The sequence below is a fragment of the Streptomyces durhamensis genome (assembly GCF_000725475.1).
GTDB lineage: Bacteria > Actinomycetota > Actinomycetes > Streptomycetales > Streptomycetaceae > Streptomyces > Streptomyces filipinensis.
On record NZ_JNXR01000007.1, the window covers coordinates 535,885 to 552,578 of the forward strand.

At 72.9% G+C, this 16,694-nt stretch carries 14 protein-coding genes and 1 pseudogene; 6 read left to right on the forward strand and 9 right to left on the reverse strand.

Annotation, left to right across the window (positions count from 1 at the left end; translation table 11 throughout):
- Positions 1-83: 83 nt before the first annotated feature.
- Entirely contained in the window at positions 84-1,604 is a 1,521-nt protein-coding gene (locus tag IO33_RS0113480) for an aldehyde dehydrogenase family protein (protein WP_031164172.1), read from the reverse strand.
- A 203-nt stretch (positions 1,605-1,807) separates the two neighbouring features.
- Positions 1,808-2,725, reverse strand: coding sequence for a LysR family transcriptional regulator (locus tag IO33_RS0113485; protein WP_031164174.1), 918 nt, complete (start codon positions 2,723-2,725; stop codon positions 1,808-1,810).
- Between the two features lie 202 nt (positions 2,726-2,927).
- Between IO33_RS0113485 and IO33_RS0113490 the strand changes: the two genes are divergently transcribed.
- A complete protein-coding gene (locus IO33_RS0113490) occupies positions 2,928-4,355 on the forward strand; it encodes an MFS transporter (protein ID WP_078963569.1) in 1,428 nt (475 codons plus the stop codon).
- Between the two features lie 55 nt (positions 4,356-4,410).
- Here IO33_RS0113490 and IO33_RS0113495 read toward each other — a convergent pair whose 3' ends face one another.
- The 4 genes from IO33_RS0113495 to IO33_RS0113510 all read right to left on the reverse strand — a co-directional run bounded on the left by IO33_RS0113495 (position 4,411) and on the right by IO33_RS0113510 (position 8,888).
- Positions 4,411-5,400: a malate dehydrogenase gene (locus tag IO33_RS0113495; protein ID WP_031164180.1), complete on the reverse strand. Its 990-nt coding sequence runs from the start codon at positions 5,398-5,400 to the stop codon at positions 4,411-4,413.
- Positions 5,401-5,727: 327 nt separating this feature from the next.
- Positions 5,728-7,179 (reverse strand): XRE family transcriptional regulator, encoded by a 1,452-nt coding sequence (locus IO33_RS0113500; RefSeq protein WP_031164182.1) that lies wholly within the window; start codon positions 7,177-7,179, stop codon positions 5,728-5,730.
- A 394-nt stretch (positions 7,180-7,573) separates the two neighbouring features.
- Entirely contained in the window at positions 7,574-8,044 is a 471-nt protein-coding gene (locus IO33_RS0113505) for a DUF3017 domain-containing protein (protein ID WP_031164184.1), read from the reverse strand.
- A complete protein-coding gene (locus IO33_RS0113510) occupies positions 8,034-8,888 on the reverse strand; it encodes a bifunctional methylenetetrahydrofolate dehydrogenase/methenyltetrahydrofolate cyclohydrolase (protein ID WP_031164186.1) in 855 nt (284 codons plus the stop codon). The genes IO33_RS0113505 and IO33_RS0113510 overlap by 11 nt, the downstream gene beginning before the upstream one ends.
- Before the next feature lie 275 nt (positions 8,889-9,163).
- Here IO33_RS0113510 and IO33_RS0113515 point away from each other — a divergent pair, with 275 nt between their 5' ends.
- From IO33_RS0113515 to IO33_RS0113530, 4 genes are all read left to right on the forward strand, one after another.
- A complete protein-coding gene (locus IO33_RS0113515) occupies positions 9,164-9,682 on the forward strand; it encodes a hypothetical protein (RefSeq protein WP_031164188.1) in 519 nt (172 codons plus the stop codon).
- A gap of 154 nt (positions 9,683-9,836) precedes the next feature.
- On the forward strand, positions 9,837-10,586 hold the full coding sequence (locus IO33_RS0113520) for an FHA domain-containing protein (RefSeq protein WP_031164190.1): 750 nt from the start codon (positions 9,837-9,839) through the stop codon (positions 10,584-10,586).
- Positions 10,583-12,193 (forward strand): protein kinase domain-containing protein, encoded by a 1,611-nt coding sequence (locus tag IO33_RS0113525; RefSeq protein WP_031164192.1) that lies wholly within the window; start codon positions 10,583-10,585, stop codon positions 12,191-12,193. The genes IO33_RS0113520 and IO33_RS0113525 overlap by 4 nt, the downstream gene beginning before the upstream one ends.
- A gap of 116 nt (positions 12,194-12,309) precedes the next feature.
- A complete protein-coding gene (locus IO33_RS0113530; protein WP_031164195.1) occupies positions 12,310-12,780 on the forward strand; it encodes a hypothetical protein in 471 nt (156 codons plus the stop codon).
- A gap of 70 nt (positions 12,781-12,850) precedes the next feature.
- Here IO33_RS0113530 and purH read toward each other — a convergent pair whose 3' ends face one another.
- Together purH and purN are read right to left on the reverse strand one after the other, a co-directional pair.
- Positions 12,851-14,419, reverse strand: a complete 1,569-nt coding sequence (purH, locus tag IO33_RS0113535; RefSeq protein ID WP_031164198.1) for a bifunctional phosphoribosylaminoimidazolecarboxamide formyltransferase/IMP cyclohydrolase — start codon at positions 14,417-14,419, stop codon at positions 12,851-12,853.
- Positions 14,416-15,054: a phosphoribosylglycinamide formyltransferase gene (gene purN / locus IO33_RS0113540; protein ID WP_031164200.1), complete on the reverse strand. Its 639-nt coding sequence runs from the start codon at positions 15,052-15,054 to the stop codon at positions 14,416-14,418. Before purN ends, purH begins: the two co-directional genes overlap by 4 nt.
- A 282-nt stretch (positions 15,055-15,336) precedes the next feature.
- On the opposite strand from purN, the gene IO33_RS0113545 reads away from it, so the two are divergent.
- Positions 15,337-16,101, forward strand: coding sequence for a hypothetical protein (locus IO33_RS0113545; protein WP_031164202.1), 765 nt, complete (start codon positions 15,337-15,339; stop codon positions 16,099-16,101).
- An 18-nt stretch (positions 16,102-16,119) separates the two neighbouring features.
- On the opposite strand, the pseudogene IO33_RS51690 reads toward IO33_RS0113545, so the two are convergent.
- Positions 16,120-16,694, reverse strand: a pseudogene (locus IO33_RS51690) (hypothetical protein); the annotation flags it as partial.

Below are 16,694 nucleotides of genomic sequence, written 5' to 3' on the forward strand. Positions count from 1 at the left end.
TACTACTCCAGGGTGTCGAAACCACGGCGCGGGAAGACCACGGCGTGGGACAGAGGCGGTCCTGACGCCGGCGCGGGAGGTGCTCAGCCGGCGAACCAGCGCACCGGTTTGGGCGCGAGGTTCTGGTAGACGTGCTTGGTCTCGCGGTACTCGGCGAGCCCCGCGGGTCCCAGCTCGCGGCCGGTGCCGCTCTTGCCGAAGCCGCCCCACTCCGCCTGCGGCAGGTAGGGGTGGAAGTCGTTGATCCAGACCGTGCCGTGGCGCAGCCGGCCGGCGACGCGGCGGGCCCTGCCGGGGTCGGTGGTCCACACGGCACCGGCGAGGCCGTACTCGGTGTCGTTGGCGAGGAGCACCGCCTCCTCCTCCGTGCGGAAGGTCTCGACGGTGAGGACCGGGCCGAACACCTCCTCGCGTACGACGGTCATCTCGCGGTGGCAGGCGTCGAGGACGGTCGGCTCGTAGAAGTAGCCGGTCTCGGGGCGATCCGGTGACGGCTCGGGCCGCTTGCCGCCGCAGCGCAGTACGGCGCCCTCGTCGAGCGCGGTGGCGATGTGCGCCTCGATCTTGGCGCGCTGCTGCTCGGAGACGAGCGGGCCGCACTCGACGCCGTCCGCCGTGCCGCGCCCGAGCCGGATCTTCCGTGCCCGGCGGGCGAGTTCCGTGACGAAGCGTTCCCGCACGGACTCCTCGATGATGAGCCGGGAGCCGGCCGAGCAGACCTGGCCGCTGTGGATGAAGGCGGCGTTGAGGGCCTGGTCGACGGCGGTGTCGAAGCCCTCCTCGGTGGCGCAGGCATCGGCGAAGACCACGTTGGGGTTCTTGCCGCCGAGTTCGAGGGCGACCTTCTTCACGGTCGGTGCGGCGGCCTGGGCCACCTTGGTGCCGCTGACCAGGCCGCCGGTGAAGGAGACCAGGTCGACGTCGGGGTGCTCGGCGAACCGGGCGCCGACGGTGTGGCCGGGGCCGGTGACGATGTTGGCGACTCCGGCGGGCAGCCCGGCCTCGGCCAGCAGGTCGATCAGCGCGATGGTGGTCATCGGGGTGATCTCGCTGGGCTTGATCACGAAGGTGTTGCCGGCGGCGAGCGCCGGGGCGATCTTCCAGCTGGCCTGGAGAAGGGGGTAGTTCCAGGGGGTGATCAGCGCACAGACGCCGACCGGCTCGTGGACGACGACGCTGTGGATGTCGGGCGAGCCGGCGTCGACCACCCGGCCCGGGGCCTCGGCGGCGACCAGGTCGGCGAAGTAGCGGAAGGCGTCGGCGACACAGTCGATGTCGACACGGCCCTCCTCGACGGTCTTGCCCGCGTCCCGGCTCTCCAGCAGGCCCAGCTCCTCGCGGTCGCGCACGAGGAGGTCGGCGACGCGGCGCAGCAGCGCGGCGCGCTCGGCGACCGGCGTGCCGGGCCAGGGGCCATGGTCGAAGGCCTGCCGCGCGGCGGCCACCGCACGCTCGGCATCCTTCTCGTCGCCCTCGGCGACCACGGCGAACGGCCGGGCGTCCGCCGGGTCGAGGATCTCGCGGGTCGCGCCGGAGATCGCTGCCAGCCACTCGCCTCCCGCGTGGATGGTCGCCTGGACCTGTCGTTCCGTTCTGTCCGCCATGATCGGTATTGCCTTCCGTTCCTGATCCGTGCCCCTGTGTCACACACGTGCCACCCTCGGGGACCGGCACCGCCTGCCCCGACCCGGTGGAGGGCATGCGTGATTCACGGCCGAAAGTGCGCGGCGTCACGAAAACAGCAGGAGGAAAGCAAGCAAATCGGACATAGTAGTGCGGGTCGCGATGCGGCTGTCCCGGTGACGGGCTAGCCGGCGCCGGAGGACCGGACGATCAACTCCCGGACGCAGTCGCGCAGCCAGGCGTGCGCGGGGTCGGCGTCATGGCGGGGGTGCCAGGCGAAACCGACGGCGACCGCCGGGAGCGGCAGCGGGATCTCGAAGGTGACCAGGCCGAGGATGGCGGCCAGCGGGCGCCCCCAGTGGCTGATCAGACCGATCAGATCGGTCTCGCGCACCACGAAGAGCGAGGCGGGGTAGGTGCCGACGCTGCCCACCACCTGGCGCTTCAGGCCCAGCTCGGCCAGCGCCTCGTCGATCGGTCCGTGCTGCTTGCCGCGCCGGGAGACGATCAGATGTCCGGCCTCCCCGGCGAACCGCTCGGGCGTCAGCTCCCCGCCGAGCAGGGGGTGCCCGGCCCGTACGACGCCCAGCATGCGCTCCTCGTACACCGTCTCCACATGCACCTCGGGGGCCGTCGCGTCGATCACCCCGACCTCCAGGTCGGCGGTGCCCTGGCGCAGGAACGGCGCGTCCACGTGGCTCTCGGACAGAAAGCGCAGGCGGATGCCGGGGGCCTCGCGAGCGGCGCGGGCGAAGAGGGCGGCGCCGTGGGTGGCGGCCATCGAGTCGTGGGCGAGGATCGTGAACGTGCGCCGCACCGTGCGCAGATCGGCGTCCCGGCCCGGCGCGAACAGGGCCCGGGCCCGCTCCACCACCGCGCCCACCTCGGCCCGTACGGCCAGCGCGTGCGGGGTGGGCACCATCTGGCGTCCGGCGCGCACCAGGATGGGATCGCCGAGCGCCTTGCGGATCCGGCCGAGCGTGCGGCTCATGGCGGGCTCCGACAGATGCAGCCGGTGCGCGGCGCCCTGCACGCTCTGCTCCTCCAGCAGCACGTCCAGCGCGACCAGCAGATTCAGGTCCAGCCCGGTGGATTGCGTCATGTGCAGGTATTCCTTGCAAAGGTTGCACTGGAAAGCAGGTCACCGCTGAGCCTACGGTGAGAGCACGTCAGAGCGCACCGCGGATGCCGCCGCGCATCCGCGCATCCGCGCACCGCCCGCGCCCGCGTCCGACACACACCCGTGCCGGACGCCCCGGGTGGGAGCGCAGCCGCCGTCCACCGCCTAGCTCCCGGGAGGAGCCGTGCCCCCGCACGCCCTGAAACGCCCCACCCTGCTCGCCCTGTGCGCCTGCGTCCTGGTCGCCCAGAGCATGGTCGCCGCCATCAACCTCCTCATCCCGCAGCTGAGTTCCTCCTCCCTGCACCCCTCCCACACCGAGGTCCTGTGGACGGTCGACGCCTACGTCATCGTCTTCGCGGGCCTGCTCATCCCGGCCGGCGCGCTCGGTGACCGCTACGGCCGCAAGGGTGCCCTGCTCACCGGGCTCGCCCTGTTCGCGGCGGGCGCCGCCACCAGCGCGCTCGCCTCCGCACCGGCCGCCCTGATAGCCGGCCGGGGCCTGTCCGGGGCCGGGGCCGCGCTGATCACCCCGGCCACCCTGTCGATCCTGATGCGGCTGTCCGCGCCCGAGCACCGGGCCCGCTCGATGGGTGCCTGGACGCTGTCGCTCGGACTGGGCGGCGCGGCGGGCAACCTGGGGGGCGGGCTGGCCGGCCAGTTCCTCAGCTGGCGGGCGCTGTTCGCGGTCATGGTCCCGCTCGCGGCCGTCCTCGCCGTGGCCGCCGCGGTCACCGTCCCGCGCACCGAACGCTCCACCCGCAGCAGCCCCGACCCGCTCGGCACCCTGCTGCTCACCGCCGGCCTGGTCGCGGTCCTGTTCGGCATCATCGAGGGCCCGGCCTACGGCTGGACCTCCGCCCGCATCCTCGGCGCCTTCACGGCCGGCGCGCTGCTGATCGCCGCCTTCACCGGGCACGGCCTGCGCGCGTCCGCGCCGCTGTTCGACCCTCGTGTCTTCGCCTCCGCGCGCCTGCGGGCGGCCTCGCTGGGCACGGCCACCGGCTTCTTCGGCCTGTTCTCGCTCTTCTTCGTCAACTCGCAGTACCTGCAGGACGTGAAGGGCTTCGGCGCCGCCCTCACCGGCGTCGCGATCATGCCGCTGGCGGTCGGGATGGCCCTCGCGCAGAAACTGGCCACCCGCTGGGCCGACCATCCCCGCGCGGTCATCGGCTCCGGTCTCGCCCTGATCGGCCTCGGCCTGCTCGGCGCGTCGACGGCGGACGCGGGCACCCCCTACGCGCTGTTCGTCTCCTGGCTGCTGCTCATCTCGGCCGGCGCCGGACTGTCCATGCCGGCCCTGACCCTCGGCGTGGTCACCTCGCTCCCGGCCCATCAGGCGGGCCTCGGCTCGGGTCTCGGTACGACGGCCCGGGAGACCGGTGCCGCCCTGGGCGTGGCCGTCACCGGCACCGTCCTGTCCGCCCACAGCGACCTGCTCCACGGCATGGGCCCGGCCCTGCGCACGGTGGGAGTGGTGGTGCTGGTGGCGACGGCAGTGGTGATCGCCGGGTACGGAAGGCGCCCTGAAGGGGTGCGGGGAACCGCGCGAGCGACCCAGACGGACCCGCACCCGGCGGCGGCCTCCCAGCCCTGGGGCGGGCAGCCGTAAACGCCCGTGGGCCCCGCTCCGAGAGAAACGGAAGCGGGGCCCACGCAGGTTTGTACTAGATGAGGCCGAGCGAGCGAACCGCCTCGCGCTCCTCCTCGAGCTCCTTGACGGAGGCGTCGATGCGGGCGCGGGAGAACTCGTTGATGTCCAGGCCCTGGACGATCTCGTACTTGCCGTCCTTGGCGGTGACCGGGAAGGAGGAGATCAGGCCCTCCGGAACGCCGTAGGAGCCGTCCGACGGGATACCCATGGAGGTCCAGTCGCCCTCGGCGGTGCCGTTGACCCAGGTGTGGACGTGGTCGATCGCGGCGTTGGCGGCGGAGGCGGCCGACGAGGCACCGCGGGCCTCGATGATCGCGGCACCGCGCTTGGCGACGGTCGGGATGAAGTCCTCGGCCAGCCACTTCTCGTCGTTCACGGTCTCGGCGGCGTTCTTGCCGGCGACCGTGGCGTGGAAGATGTCGGGGTACTGGGTGGCGGAGTGGTTGCCCCAGATGGTCAGGCGCTTGATGTCGGCGACCGTGGTGCCCGTCTTCTTCGCGAGCTGGGTCAGCGCGCGGTTGTGGTCCAGACGGGTCATCGCGGTGAAGCGCTCGGCCGGGACGTCCGGCGCGGCGGCCTGGGCGATGAGGGCGTTGGTGTTGGCCGGGTTGCCGACGACGAGCACCTTGATGTCGTCCGCGGCGTGGTCGTTGATGGCCTTGCCCTGCGGCTTGAAGATGCCGCCGTTGGCCGAGAGGAGGTCGCCGCGCTCCATGCCCTTGGTCCGCGGGCGGGCGCCCACCAGCAGGGCTACGTTGGCGCCGTCGAAGGCGACGTTCGGGTCGTCGGAGATGTCGATGCCCTGCAGCAGCGGGAAGGCGCAGTCGTCCAGCTCCATGGCCGTGCCCTCGGCGGCCTTCAGCGCCGGGGTGATCTCCAGGAGGCGCAGCTTGACCGGCACGTCCGCGCCGAGCAGCTGGCCGGAGGCGATGCGGAAGAGCAGGGCGTAACCGATCTGGCCGGCCGCGCCGGTGACGGTGACGTTCACGGGAGTGCGGGTCATGGCGTTCTCCGTATGACAGCTGGCGGTGGGGCGTCCCTGCCCCGGGCGGATGATCGATCTCTTGGTATCAAGAGATCGATCCAGCGGTCAGGCTATCGCGCATCCGGCATGCGAGATGTCCCGGGCCATGTGGCTCAGCCCACAAGTCGGACACCTCGAACACGATGGCGGCCGCCGCGTCCGGGAGAGGGGGAGAGGACGCGGCGGCCGCCAGGCGGGGGTACCGATTCGCCGGACTCCCGTGGGGGGTACTCCTCGCGTGCCCAGGATCGGCCCCGCCATGCGCCCGCACCCGGAATTTCACCCTCCCTCTTTCCTCGCCCCCGCCTACTTCGTGCAGCCCGTCCGTCCGGAGGCGAGGCTCGCGCACGCCTTGGCCGCTGCCGCGTTGTTCACGGCGACCATCGGGGTGTAGGCGATGGTGTCGCCGACGGTGGTGGTCTCGCCGGTCTGCCGGACCTTGCCCGCGGTGATCTGGACCCTGTCGCCCTGGGCGGCGCCGGTGATCCGGCCCCACGCGGTGCCGCAGGCCTTGCTGTAACGGACCTCCAGGGTGGTGGTGCCGATGGTGACGGTCCGCGCGGTGGTGACCAGGTCGCCGCTGCACCCCATGGCCTCGGCGTCCTTGCCGTCGCAGGCGGAGCCGGCGCACTTGACCCCGGGTGGCGGGCTCACGTGCGGGGTGGCGCTCGGGGACGGCCGCTTGGCGGCGGTCTCGTGCTTCGCCCCGCGCTCGGTGAAGAAGTAGACGGCGCCGATGACGACGAGCACACCGACGAGCCCGGCGACGAACATGATCACCCGCTGCCGCCCGGCGCTCCCCGGGGCAGGGGCGCCGCCGCCCGGCCGTGGAGCCGGCGGCTGCGGATGCAGCTCGTCGTACGGGTTCGGCGTGTTCCGGGTCCAGCCGGTGCCGCCGGGCGGGGCGGCGGGCCGGGAACCGTTCGCGTCAGCCGCACCGGCCCCCGCACCGTCCCCCGCACCGGCCCCACCGCCGGGGCGGGCGCTCGCCCGGGACGGCCCCTGGTACCCGGCGAGGTTCCAGGAGTTGCCACCGGAGGTCCCGGCACGCCCGGTCCCGTCCCGGTCGGCCGTACCGCGTCCCGTCCCGTCCTGGACGTCGGCGCCGGCGCCGGCGCCGGCGGCCGAAGCGTCCCGATCGACCGGGCCACGCCCCGCACCGTCCCCATCGACCGGACCGCGCCCCACACCCTCTCGATCGACCGGCCCATGCCCCCTGCCGTCCCGGTCGGCCGGACCGCGCCCCCCGCCGTCCCCGTCGACCGGACCGCGCCCCGTGCCCTCGCGGGCGTCGGCGTCGGGGGCCGTCGGCTGCGGGGGGATCGTCGGGGAGACGCCGGCCGGGCCGGCGATGCCCATGGCCGGACGCGCGCGGTCGCCCTTACGGCCGGAGGGACCCCCGGTCGCCTCCGCCGCCCCGAAGTCACCGAGCGCGGCGCGCGCCTGGGAGATGCGGATCGCCTCCATGGTGCGGTCGTGCCGCATCTCCGCCCGGCTCCAGGCGCGTTCGGCCAGCTCCCACATCGTGGTCAGGTGCACCGGATTGGTGCCGGTGACCTCGGCGAGCGCGACGACCGCGCCCTTGGGCGCGAGCAGCCGGCCGCCCAGGTAACGCTCCCAGGACGTCTTGCTGTACCCGGTGCGGTCGGCGAGCGCCGCGACGCTCAGGCCGCTACGGTCCACGAGCCGTCGTACCTGGCTGGTGAACTCCTTGATCTGCGGGTCCAGTTCCTCGGGCAGGTCTTTCCAGCGAGGCATCTCTTCCCCCCTCTTCCCCCCGGTTCGGTGCTCTTGTTCCCGGCGCCCGGCCCCCCGGCCCGTCCCGCGTTCCGGTACCCGTGCTGGCTACCCACAGGGATGCGCTGCCTAAGGATCCCAGTTCCCGGAGTGGGGGCGCACGGGAGCATGTGCGGCCGCGGTCATGCGCCCAGCGCCACGGGGTCTTCGTAACGTATCCCGAACTGTCAACACATCGACACGGGAACACCATATGGGGCGGCGCGCGCGGACACCGTAGCGGAACGGTCACTTCCGTGCCACAGCGCATGGACAGGCGTTGAACAGGCGGTTCATGGACGGAAGGCTGGACGGCAGCGGCGGCTCGTCCCTCCTCGGGGGAGGGGACGAGCCGCCGTCCCGGGGTGCCCGGGGCCTACTGGTTGAGGGTGAAGTGCAGGGTGTCCTTCAGGAACGGGATCTGTAGCCACGGGGCGGGCTGAGCCATCATCGCCAGCAGGGCGATCACGAGACCCAGCACGCCGTAGGTGGCGATGTCCGTGAAGCGGGAGCGTACGGCGAGCATGCCGACGCTGGGCAATATCCAGCGCATGACCGCGCCGGCCAGCAGGGCGGCACCGATCAGCAGGGTGCCGAAGCGGAACACGTCCAGCGCGGTCAGCAGCAGGCCGAGCGCGACCGCGCCGAGCACGACGAGCATGGGCCACTGCCGCGCCGGGGCCGGGGCGCCGCCGGGCCGCGCCCGGCCGCCGCCCTCGGGCCGCGCGGTGTCCCTCGTGATCCGCGGGAAGCGACGCGTGACGCGCCGCGGCCGCCCCTGCGCATCCGGGGCGCTGATCGCGTCGCGCACGGTCGGCTCACCGCCGTGCGCCTGCTCAGCCGGCACTGCGCTCCGCCGCCTCGACCACGTTGACCAGCAGCTGCGCCCGGGTCATCGGGCCCACGCCGCCGGGGTTCGGGGAGATCCAGCCGGCCACCTCGACGACGTCGGGGTGCACATCGCCGAGGATCTTGCCCTCGGCGTTGCGGGAGACACCGACGTCCAGCACGGCGGCGCCCGGCTTGACGTCCTCGGCGCGGATCAGGTGCGGGGAGCCGGCGGCGGCGATGACGATGTCGGCCCGCTTCAGGTGGGCGGACAGATCGCGGGTGCCGGTGTGGCACTGGGTCACGGTGGCGTTCTCGCTGCGCCGGGTGAGCAGCAGCGGCATCGGCCGGCCGATGGTGACACCGCGGCCGACGACCACGACCTCGGCGCCCTTGATCTCCACGCCGTGGGCCCGCAGCAGGGAGAGGATGCCGTTGGGGGTGCAGGGCAGCGGCGCGGGCTCGTTCAGCACCAGCCGGCCGAGGTTCATCGGGTGCAGCCCGTCGGCGTCCTTGGCCGGATCCATCAGCTCCAGGATGCGGTTCTCGTCGATGCCCTTGGGCAGCGGCAGCTGGACGATGTAGCCGGTGCAGGCCGGGTCCTCGTTCAGCTCGCGTACGACCGCCTCGATCTCCTCCTGGGTCGCTGTCGCCGGCAACTCGCGCTGGATGGAGGCGATGCCGACCTGCGCGCAGTCGCGGTGCTTGCCGGCGACGTACTTCTGGCTGCCGGGGTCGTCCCCGACGAGGATCGTGCCGAGGCCGGGCGTGACGCCCCGCTCCCTCAGCGCCGCCACGCGGGCGGTCAGATCGGACTTGATCGCGGCTGCGGTGGCCTTGCCATCGAGAATCTGGGCGGTCATGCACCCATCCTCGCGGATGACCCGGCCCCGGTTCCAATCCGGGTGTCCCGGCGCCGTGCCGCCCCTTCGGCAGACTTGTCGGCAGATGATCGACGATGTTGCACTTGCACAACACCTGGGGCATCCGGCTGGACAAGCCACTATCCGGTCAAGAACGATGAGCAGCACAGTGCAGCGGGCAGCTCAACGGGGGGACGGACCGCATCTGTAGAAACTCTCCTCCGTGCAGTGCCGCGCCTCGTCCCCAGCACTCGATCAACGGAGGAAACACCGCCATGAGCTTCGGCGACCCGAACAACCCCTACGGCGCCCCGCAGGGCCAGCAGCCCGGCTACGGCTACCCGCAGGCGCCGCCCGTCCAGCAGCAGTACGGCGCCGGCGTCCCGATGACCGCCATGCCGGGCAACGTCAGCGCGGCCCGGGTGATGCTCTGGGTGATCGTCGGCCTGCAGGTCCTCGGCGTGGCGATCTTCGCTTTCGCAGCCGTGGCCATCGACAAGGTCAAGAAGGACAACTCCATCCCGGCGCTGTCCAACTACCCGGTGGGCGTGCTGTGGGCCTTCGCGGTGCTCGCGCTGGCCTGGCTGGTGTGGGCGGCCGTGCTGGCCTCGAAGTTCACCAGCGGCGGCAACGGCCTGCGCGTCACGACGCTGGTCTTCGGCATCATCACCGCGGTGCTCGCCCTGTACCCGTTCACGATCCTGGGCATCATCCACCTGGTGCTCGCCATCCTGATCGCCTGCTTCGTGGGTGGCTCCAACGGCAAGGCGTGGTTCAACCGCGCGCGCTACTGAACCCGCCCGCGCGACGGAACAGTTCGCGCCAATTCAACGCCGAGGGCCGTGTCTCACCCGTCCAGGGGGAGGCACGGCTCTGGTGTCTCCCCCTAGTCTGACTCGGGTAGCCGTACCCGGCCCGGGGTGGCCGCAAGGCACGGGGAGCCGCACCTTGTACAGCATCATCGTCGTACCTCCGCCGACCCCGGAGGGCCGGCAGGACCGCACCCAGATCCGGCTCGCCCCCGGTGAACGCCTGAGTTTCGGGCGGGCGCCGGGCAACGATCTGAGGATCCCGCACGACGGGGTCTCGCGCCGGGCCGGCGAGCTGTGCGCCCAGGGCGCGTTCTGGATACTGAGCAACCTGTCCGGACGGCACACGTACGTGGTGGAGAACCCGGAGGGGGCCGGGGAGCACATCAAGGTCGGGCCGGGCCGGCTCGGCGCACCCGTCCCGTTCGAGTTCTCGCGGATCGTGCTGCCCGCCGCCGGGGACCTGCTGATGATCGAGGTGTGGGCGCCGCGCCACGACTATCTGCGCGACGGCGCCGGTCCGGACGGCGACACCACCGCCCCGGCCTTCTCCGTCGACCGCACCAAGCGCTACTTCGCCGTCCTGGCCGCCCTGTGCGAGCCGCGGCTGCGCGACGACCCGCACGCCCCGCTGCCCACCGTCGACCAGGTCGTCGACCGGCTGCGCCCCGCCTGGCCGGCCGCCTCGCGCACCTCAGTGCAGTGGAACATCGACTACCTCGCGGTGAAGCTGCGGCTCAAGCCCGGCCCGGAGACCGCGGACACCGGCCCCCGCCTCAACGGCAAGAAGGAGTCCCTGGTCTCCCTGGCGCTCCGCTTCGACCTGGTACGGGAGGACGACCTGGTCGTCCTGTCCGGTTCCGGGTCCGTGAGCCGGGCGGCCCGGTGACCGAGCCGTACGCCGTGCCGGTGCCCCGGGGGTACCGGGTCGGCGTCTGGGAGGTGCGCGAGCCGATCGCGACGGGTGCCTTCGGCAGCGTGTACACGGGGCGGCGGGTCGGCGACGGCGCCCCCGGCTCCGGCTCCGACTCCGGCTCCGGCTCCGACTCCGGCGCTGCGGAGGCGAGGAGCTCCGCGGCCCGTGAACTCCCGCGCACGGCCGCCCTGAAGTTCCTGCCCACCGGCACGGGTACCCCCCGCCAGCTGACGCACCTGCGTGAACTCATCGAGCGCGAGGTCGACCTGTACCGCCGGCTGACACGGCCCCGGCTGATCCGGATGTACGAGAGTCTCGTCGTGGACGACCCGGCCCGTCCCGCTCTCGACGGCGCCACCGTCCTCGTGCTGGAGCGCGCCGAGGGCTCCCTGTCCGCCCTGCTCGCCGCCTCGCCCCGTCCGGACGCCGGGCCCGCCCTGCTCGCCCAGATCTGCGAGGGCCTGGCGCAGCTGCACCGTGCGGGCTGGGTGCACGGTGATCTGAAACCGGCCAATGTGCTGCTGATGGCGGACGGTTCGGCGCGGCTCGCCGACTTCAACATGGCCGCGGAACTGGAGGGCACCCACGCCTACACCCCGGCCTTCTCCACCCCTGACTACACCCCGCCCGAGCTGCTGTGGGCGGAGATCGGCGAACGCGGCCGGCGCATCCGGCCGTCCGCCGACGTCTGGGCCTTCGGTGTCCTCGCCCACCTCGTCCTCACCGACTCCTTCCCGCTGTCCGGCGCCACCCCCACGGCCCGCCGGGACGCGGCCGCCGCCTACGCCCGCGGCACCGACGAACTGCGTCTGTCACCCGAACTGGCGCAGGCGTGGCGGGACATCATCCGTGACTGCCTGGCGCGTACCCACCCGGCGCGCATCACCACCGGGGCGCTGCTGCGCCGCGTCGAGGCCGCCGCCGGCACGGGCCGCGCGCCGCGCCCGCTCCGGCTGTTCCCGCGCCGCGGACGCCGGCGGACGGTGATCGCCTCGACAGCGGCGGCCACCGTCGCCGTGGCGGCCCTCGGTTACGGCATCAGCACCTGGGCCACGGACCGCAACGACGACGCCCGCGCCACCGCCTCCGCGCGCTACGGCGCCTCGGAACTGCGCACCGACCAGGGCGTGCCGGTCGCCTACCGCCGGCTCATCGTGGACTCCGCCCACGCCTGCGCCCGGTCCGACGTCACGCCCGCGCTCATCGCGGCGATGCTGAAGTCCGAGAGCGACTTCGACCCGGACCTCTTCGACCCCGGCAGGCAGGAGTACGGCATCGCCCGCTGGACCCCGGCCGTCCTGCGCTGGTGGATGCGCGACGACGGCGTCCCCGCGTCCGCGACGCCCACCCCGCCGCTGTCCCCCTCCGTGTCCATTCCGGCCATGGGCCGCTACCTGTGCTTCATCGACTCCCACCTGAAGGACGGCCTGCCCGGCGACAAGCGGGTGCTCACCGCCGCCGGCTACCGGACGTCGTACAAGAAGGTGAACGACACGGGCGGAGTTCCCCCGCAGTACCGCGACTACTGCGCCCGTGTCGCCCACTACCTCAAGGAGTACACGCCCACGGGAAAGAAGTGACCCTGAGACTTCCGAGGTACCGGCGGACGGGCGCCGCGGGCACGGTGGAACCACTCCGCACGGCGTCACGGCGTCACGGCGGAGCGACCGACCGTTTCGTTCACATGGGGGAACACGTGAACATCGCCAAGCCCGCCGCACTGCTCCTCGCGGCCACCGCCCTGCTCGCCGGCTCCACGGGGGCGGCCACCGCCGCGGCCCCGGACGGAACCCGGGTCACCGGCGTCCAGGCCACGGCCGACCAGGTGCTCGCGGGGCACCCGAAGCCCCTGAAGGTCACCGCCGACGAGATCCGGTACAACGGCCTGACCCTGACCGAGGCCCCGCGGGGGAAGGCCGCCGCCAAGGACCTGGACTGCGCCTACGGCCACCTGTGCATGATCGTCAAGGGCACCAGGTTCGACTTCTACAAGTGCCAGACCTGGGCCGTCCACAACTGGACCGGAGACGGCCCGTTCACCAACAACCAGACGCCCGGCACGGTCGCCCGGTTCTACAACCAGGACGGCAGCGTCCGCTGGACCTCGACGGCGTACCAGGCCGGCACCGCCACCTGGGACCCGATCTGGTCCCTGCGCCCCTGCTGACCTGACAGCGCCGACGGCTTCCGGCTCCCTCGGGGGAGAGCCGGAAGCCGTCGGCGGCGTGCGGCGGTGCTCAGTGGAAGAAGTGGCGCGTGCCCGTGAAGTACATGGTCACGCCCGCCTTCTTCGCGGCCTCGACGACCAGCTCGTCACGGATCGAGCCGCCCGGCTGGACGATCGCCCGCACACCCGCGTCGATCAGGATCCCGGGACCGTCGGGGAAGGGGAAGAAGGCGTCGGAGGCGGCGAAGGAGCCACGCGCGCGCTCCTCACCGGCCCGCTCGACGGCCAGCTTGCAGGAGTCGACGCGGTTGACCTGGCCCATGCCGACGCCGACGGAGGCGCCGTCCTTGGCGAGCAGGATCGCGTTGGACTTCACGGCACGGCAGGCCTTCCAGGCGAAGGCGAGCTCGCCGAGCTCCTCGGGGGAGAGCGCCTCGCCACTGGCCAGCGTCCAGCTCGCGGGGTCGTCGCCGTCGGCCTGGAGCCGGTCGGTGACCTGGAGCAGGACACCGCCGTCGATCTGCTTGGCCTCGACCCGGTTGCAGGGCGCGCCCGGCGCCTTCAGCACACGGATGTTCTTCTTCTTGGTGAGGGCCTCCAGGGCCCCCTCCTCGTAGTCCGGGGCGACGATGACTTCGGTGAAGATCTCCGCGACCTGCTCGGCCATCTCCTTGCTGACCGGCCGGTTGACGGCGATCACGCCGCCGTACGCGGAGACCGGGTCGCAGGCGTGCGCCTTGCGGTGCGCCTCGGCGACGTCCGAACCGACCGCGATGCCGCAGGGGTTGGCGTGCTTGATGATCGCGACGCAGGGCTCGTCGTGGTCGTACGCGGCACGGCGCGCGGCGTCCGTGTCCGTGTAGTTGTTGTACGACATCTCCTTGCCGTGCAGCTGCTCGGCCTCGGCGAGGCCGCCCGTGCCGTCGACGTAGAGGGCGGCGTCCTGGTGCGGGTTCTCGCCGTAGCGCAGGGTGTTCTTGCGCTCGTAGGTGGCGCCGAGGAAGTCCGCGAAGCCCGACTCGTCCACGGGGGCGTAGGAGGAGGCGAACCAGGAGGCGACGGCCACGTCGTAGGCGGCGGTGTGCTGGAAGGCCTCGGCGGCCAGCCGCCTGCGGGCGGCGAGGTCGAAGCCGCCGTCCTGCGCGGCCGCGAGGACGTCGGCGTACCGCCCGGGGCTGGTGACCACGGCGACCGACGGGTGGTTCTTGGCGGCGGCGCGCACCATGGACGGCCCGCCGATGTCGATCTGCTCCACGCACTCGTCGTCCGAGGCGCCGGAGGCGACGGTCTCGCGGAACGGGTAGAGGTTCACGACGACCAGGTCGAACGGCTCCACGCCCAGCTGGGCGAGCTGCTCGCGGTGGCTGTCCAGCCGCAGGTCGGCGAGGATGCCCGCGTGCACCTTGGGGTGCAGGGTCTTGACCCGGCCGTCCAGGCACTCGGGGAAGCCGGTCAGCTCCTCGACCTTGGTGACGGGGACACCGGCGGCGGCGATGCGGCCTGCCGTGGACCCGGTGGAGACCAGCTCCACACCGGCCTCGTGCAGCCCGCGCGCGAGGTCTTCCAGCCCGGTCTTGTCGTAGACGCTGACGAGCGCCCGGCGAATGGGCCGCTTGGTGCTCTCGGCGGTGGCGGTCACTGGATAACTACCTTTCGTCCCTCAATGCGATAGCCGTTGCGGGCGAGCCGCCCCACGACCTCGACGAGCAGCCTTCGCTCGACTTCCTTGATGCGCTCGTGCAGCGCGCTCTCGTCGTCCTCGTCCCGGACCTCGACCACGCCCTGGGTGATGATCGGGCCGGTGTCGACTCCGTCGTCGACGAAGTGGACGGTGCAGCCGGTGACCTTGGCGCCGTACGCGAGCGCGTCGCGGACGCCGTGGGCTCCGGGAAAACTGGGCAGCAGGGCCGGGTGGGTGTTGACGAACCTGCCGCCGAAGCGCGCGAGGAACTCCTTGCCCACGATCTTCATGAACCCGGCCGAGATCACGAGGTCGGGCTCGTAGGCGGCCACCGCCTCGGCGAGGGCGGCGTCCCACTCCTCGCGGCCCGCGTGGTCCTTGACCTTGCACACGAAGGTCGGCAGCCCGGCCCGCTCGGCGCGGGCGAGCCCCTCGATGCCGGTGCGGTCGGCCCCTACGGCGACGATCCGGGCGCCGTACCGCTCGGCTCCGGTGCGCTCGATCTCGTCCAGGAGCGCCTGCAGGTTGGTGCCGGATCCGGAGACCAGCACGACGAGGCGCTTGACCGCGGGGCCAGCGGGGGTGGCGGCCACGATGGGGCCCTTTCTCGGGGTGGCGATGAGTCCGGACGGTGGTTGTACGTTCGTACGAATGCTTCGCACCCCGTGATACGGGGAAGTCTACGAAGCGGCCGACCGTCAGCAACGATACCGGCAGTCGGGAAGGCCCCCACGGGACGGGGGAGTGGCCGGAAGGTAGCGTTCGCAGGGAATCACGAAGGGGCAGCCTCGGGAACGCGGTCGTCGTGCGGTGCGTTGTCGGGGTGGAAGCTCATGTCGGACAGCCGTATGCACCCAGGGGAAGACGCTCTTTTGATGCCCGATCGCAGCCCGCGACTCCTCACGTTCCCTTCGCGCCCGGCTCCGGGAGGCGAGCGTCGCACCGTGCTGCTCCGGGAGCGGCCGGCCTCGCCCCCCGAGGCTCCGCAGGACGGTCAGGGCGCCCGGGGCGACGGCGACGGGCAGCAGGACGACAACCCGTTCGCGCCACCGCCCGAGGGCACCCCGGACCGGCCCTGGCAGCCCCGCCACCCCGAGGGCTCCGGTCCCCACGGCGACTCTCCCTGGGGCAGCCAGTGGAGCGACCGTCAGCCCGGCCGCTCCCCCGGCGGCTTCGGCGAGCGGCCCGGCGGCGGCCCCCAGGGCCCCGGCGGCGGACCGGCCGGCGGCATGCGCTGGGACCCGACCGACCCCGTCCAGCGCCGCGCCCGCTACGCCCTCCTGTCCGGCATGTGGGCCGTCTTCTTCGCCCTGTTCAGCTGGCCGTACGTGGCCCTGCTGCTGGGTGTCCTGGCGCTGTACTGGGGCGTCAGCGCGCTGCGCGGCACGCCGCACCGGCCGGCCCCGGACACCCCGGCGCCGCCGCCCGGCACCGGCCGCACCCCGACGACGGCGGCCATCGGCGGCCTGGTCACGGCGTCCCTGGCCCTGGTCCTGGTCGCCTCGACGTTCACGGTCCAGCTGGTCTACCGCGACTACTACACCTGCGTCAGCGACGCCCTCACCCACGAGGCCAAGCAGTCCTGCGACAAGCTGCTGCCGCAGGAGCTGCGCGGGGTCCTGGGGACCGGTAACGGCTGAGGCCCGGGGGCCGTGGGGTCAGCGGGCCTCCGGCGGCGGTTCCGTGCCGTCCGGGTCGGGGTCCGGGCAGGGCTCCGGCTGGTCTGCGGGCACGTCCGTCCTGGGTTCCGGGGAAAGCGGCCAGGCCGGCGGGACCGGAGCGGAACCGGGCCGTGGCCCGGGGACGTCCGAGACGTCGCGCGGGCCGGCGGGCTCCCGCGGGGCCATCCGGTGTGAGGCGCGCGTGAGGTCGTCGTGCCAGCCGGGGCCGAACGGGTCCTCGGCCGGGAGGATCTCGTACGGGTCCTCCTCTGCGGCACCGGTCGCATGGGGCACGTTCTCCGGCCGCGCAAGGATCCTGCCCGTACCCGGCTCCCCGGACCGGGCCGCGTCCTGGCCCCGGCCTTTCGCGGCCTGTTCGCGGCTCTGTCCCTCCTCCCCTCCCCGTTCCTCGCCCCGCCCCTCGCCCGGGGCCTCGGCTGTGCCCTCGGCCTCGGCCGGGTCCGTGGCCCGCGCCGGCTCCCCAGCGGTCTCCCCCTGCCCCGCCCCGCTCCCGGCGCCACCCGCCCCGGCGTCCGCCCGGGCCCCCTCGCCGTCCCGCCCGGCCCCCGCCT

Bases quoted from the DNA above. Each gene is read 5' to 3' on its own strand.
- IO33_RS0113500 (WP_031164182.1), bottom strand. From the start codon at position 7,179: ATGCCTCGCTGGAAAGACCTGCCCGAGGAACTGGACCCGCAGATCAAG.
- IO33_RS0113515 (WP_031164188.1), top strand. From the start codon at position 9,164: ATGAGCTTCGGCGACCCGAACAACCCCTACGGCGCCCCGCAGGGCCAG.
- IO33_RS0113480 (WP_031164172.1), bottom strand. From the start codon at position 1,604: ATGGCGGACAGAACGGAACGACAGGTCCAGGCGACCATCCACGCGGGA.
- IO33_RS0113510 (WP_031164186.1), bottom strand. From the start codon at position 8,888: ATGACCGCCCAGATTCTCGATGGCAAGGCCACCGCAGCCGCGATCAAG.
- IO33_RS0113485 (WP_031164174.1), bottom strand. From the start codon at position 2,725: ATGACGCAATCCACCGGGCTGGACCTGAATCTGCTGGTCGCGCTGGAC.
- IO33_RS0113495 (WP_031164180.1), bottom strand. From the start codon at position 5,400: ATGACCCGCACTCCCGTGAACGTCACCGTCACCGGCGCGGCCGGCCAG.
- IO33_RS0113545 (WP_031164202.1), top strand. From the start codon at position 15,337: ATGCCCGATCGCAGCCCGCGACTCCTCACGTTCCCTTCGCGCCCGGCT.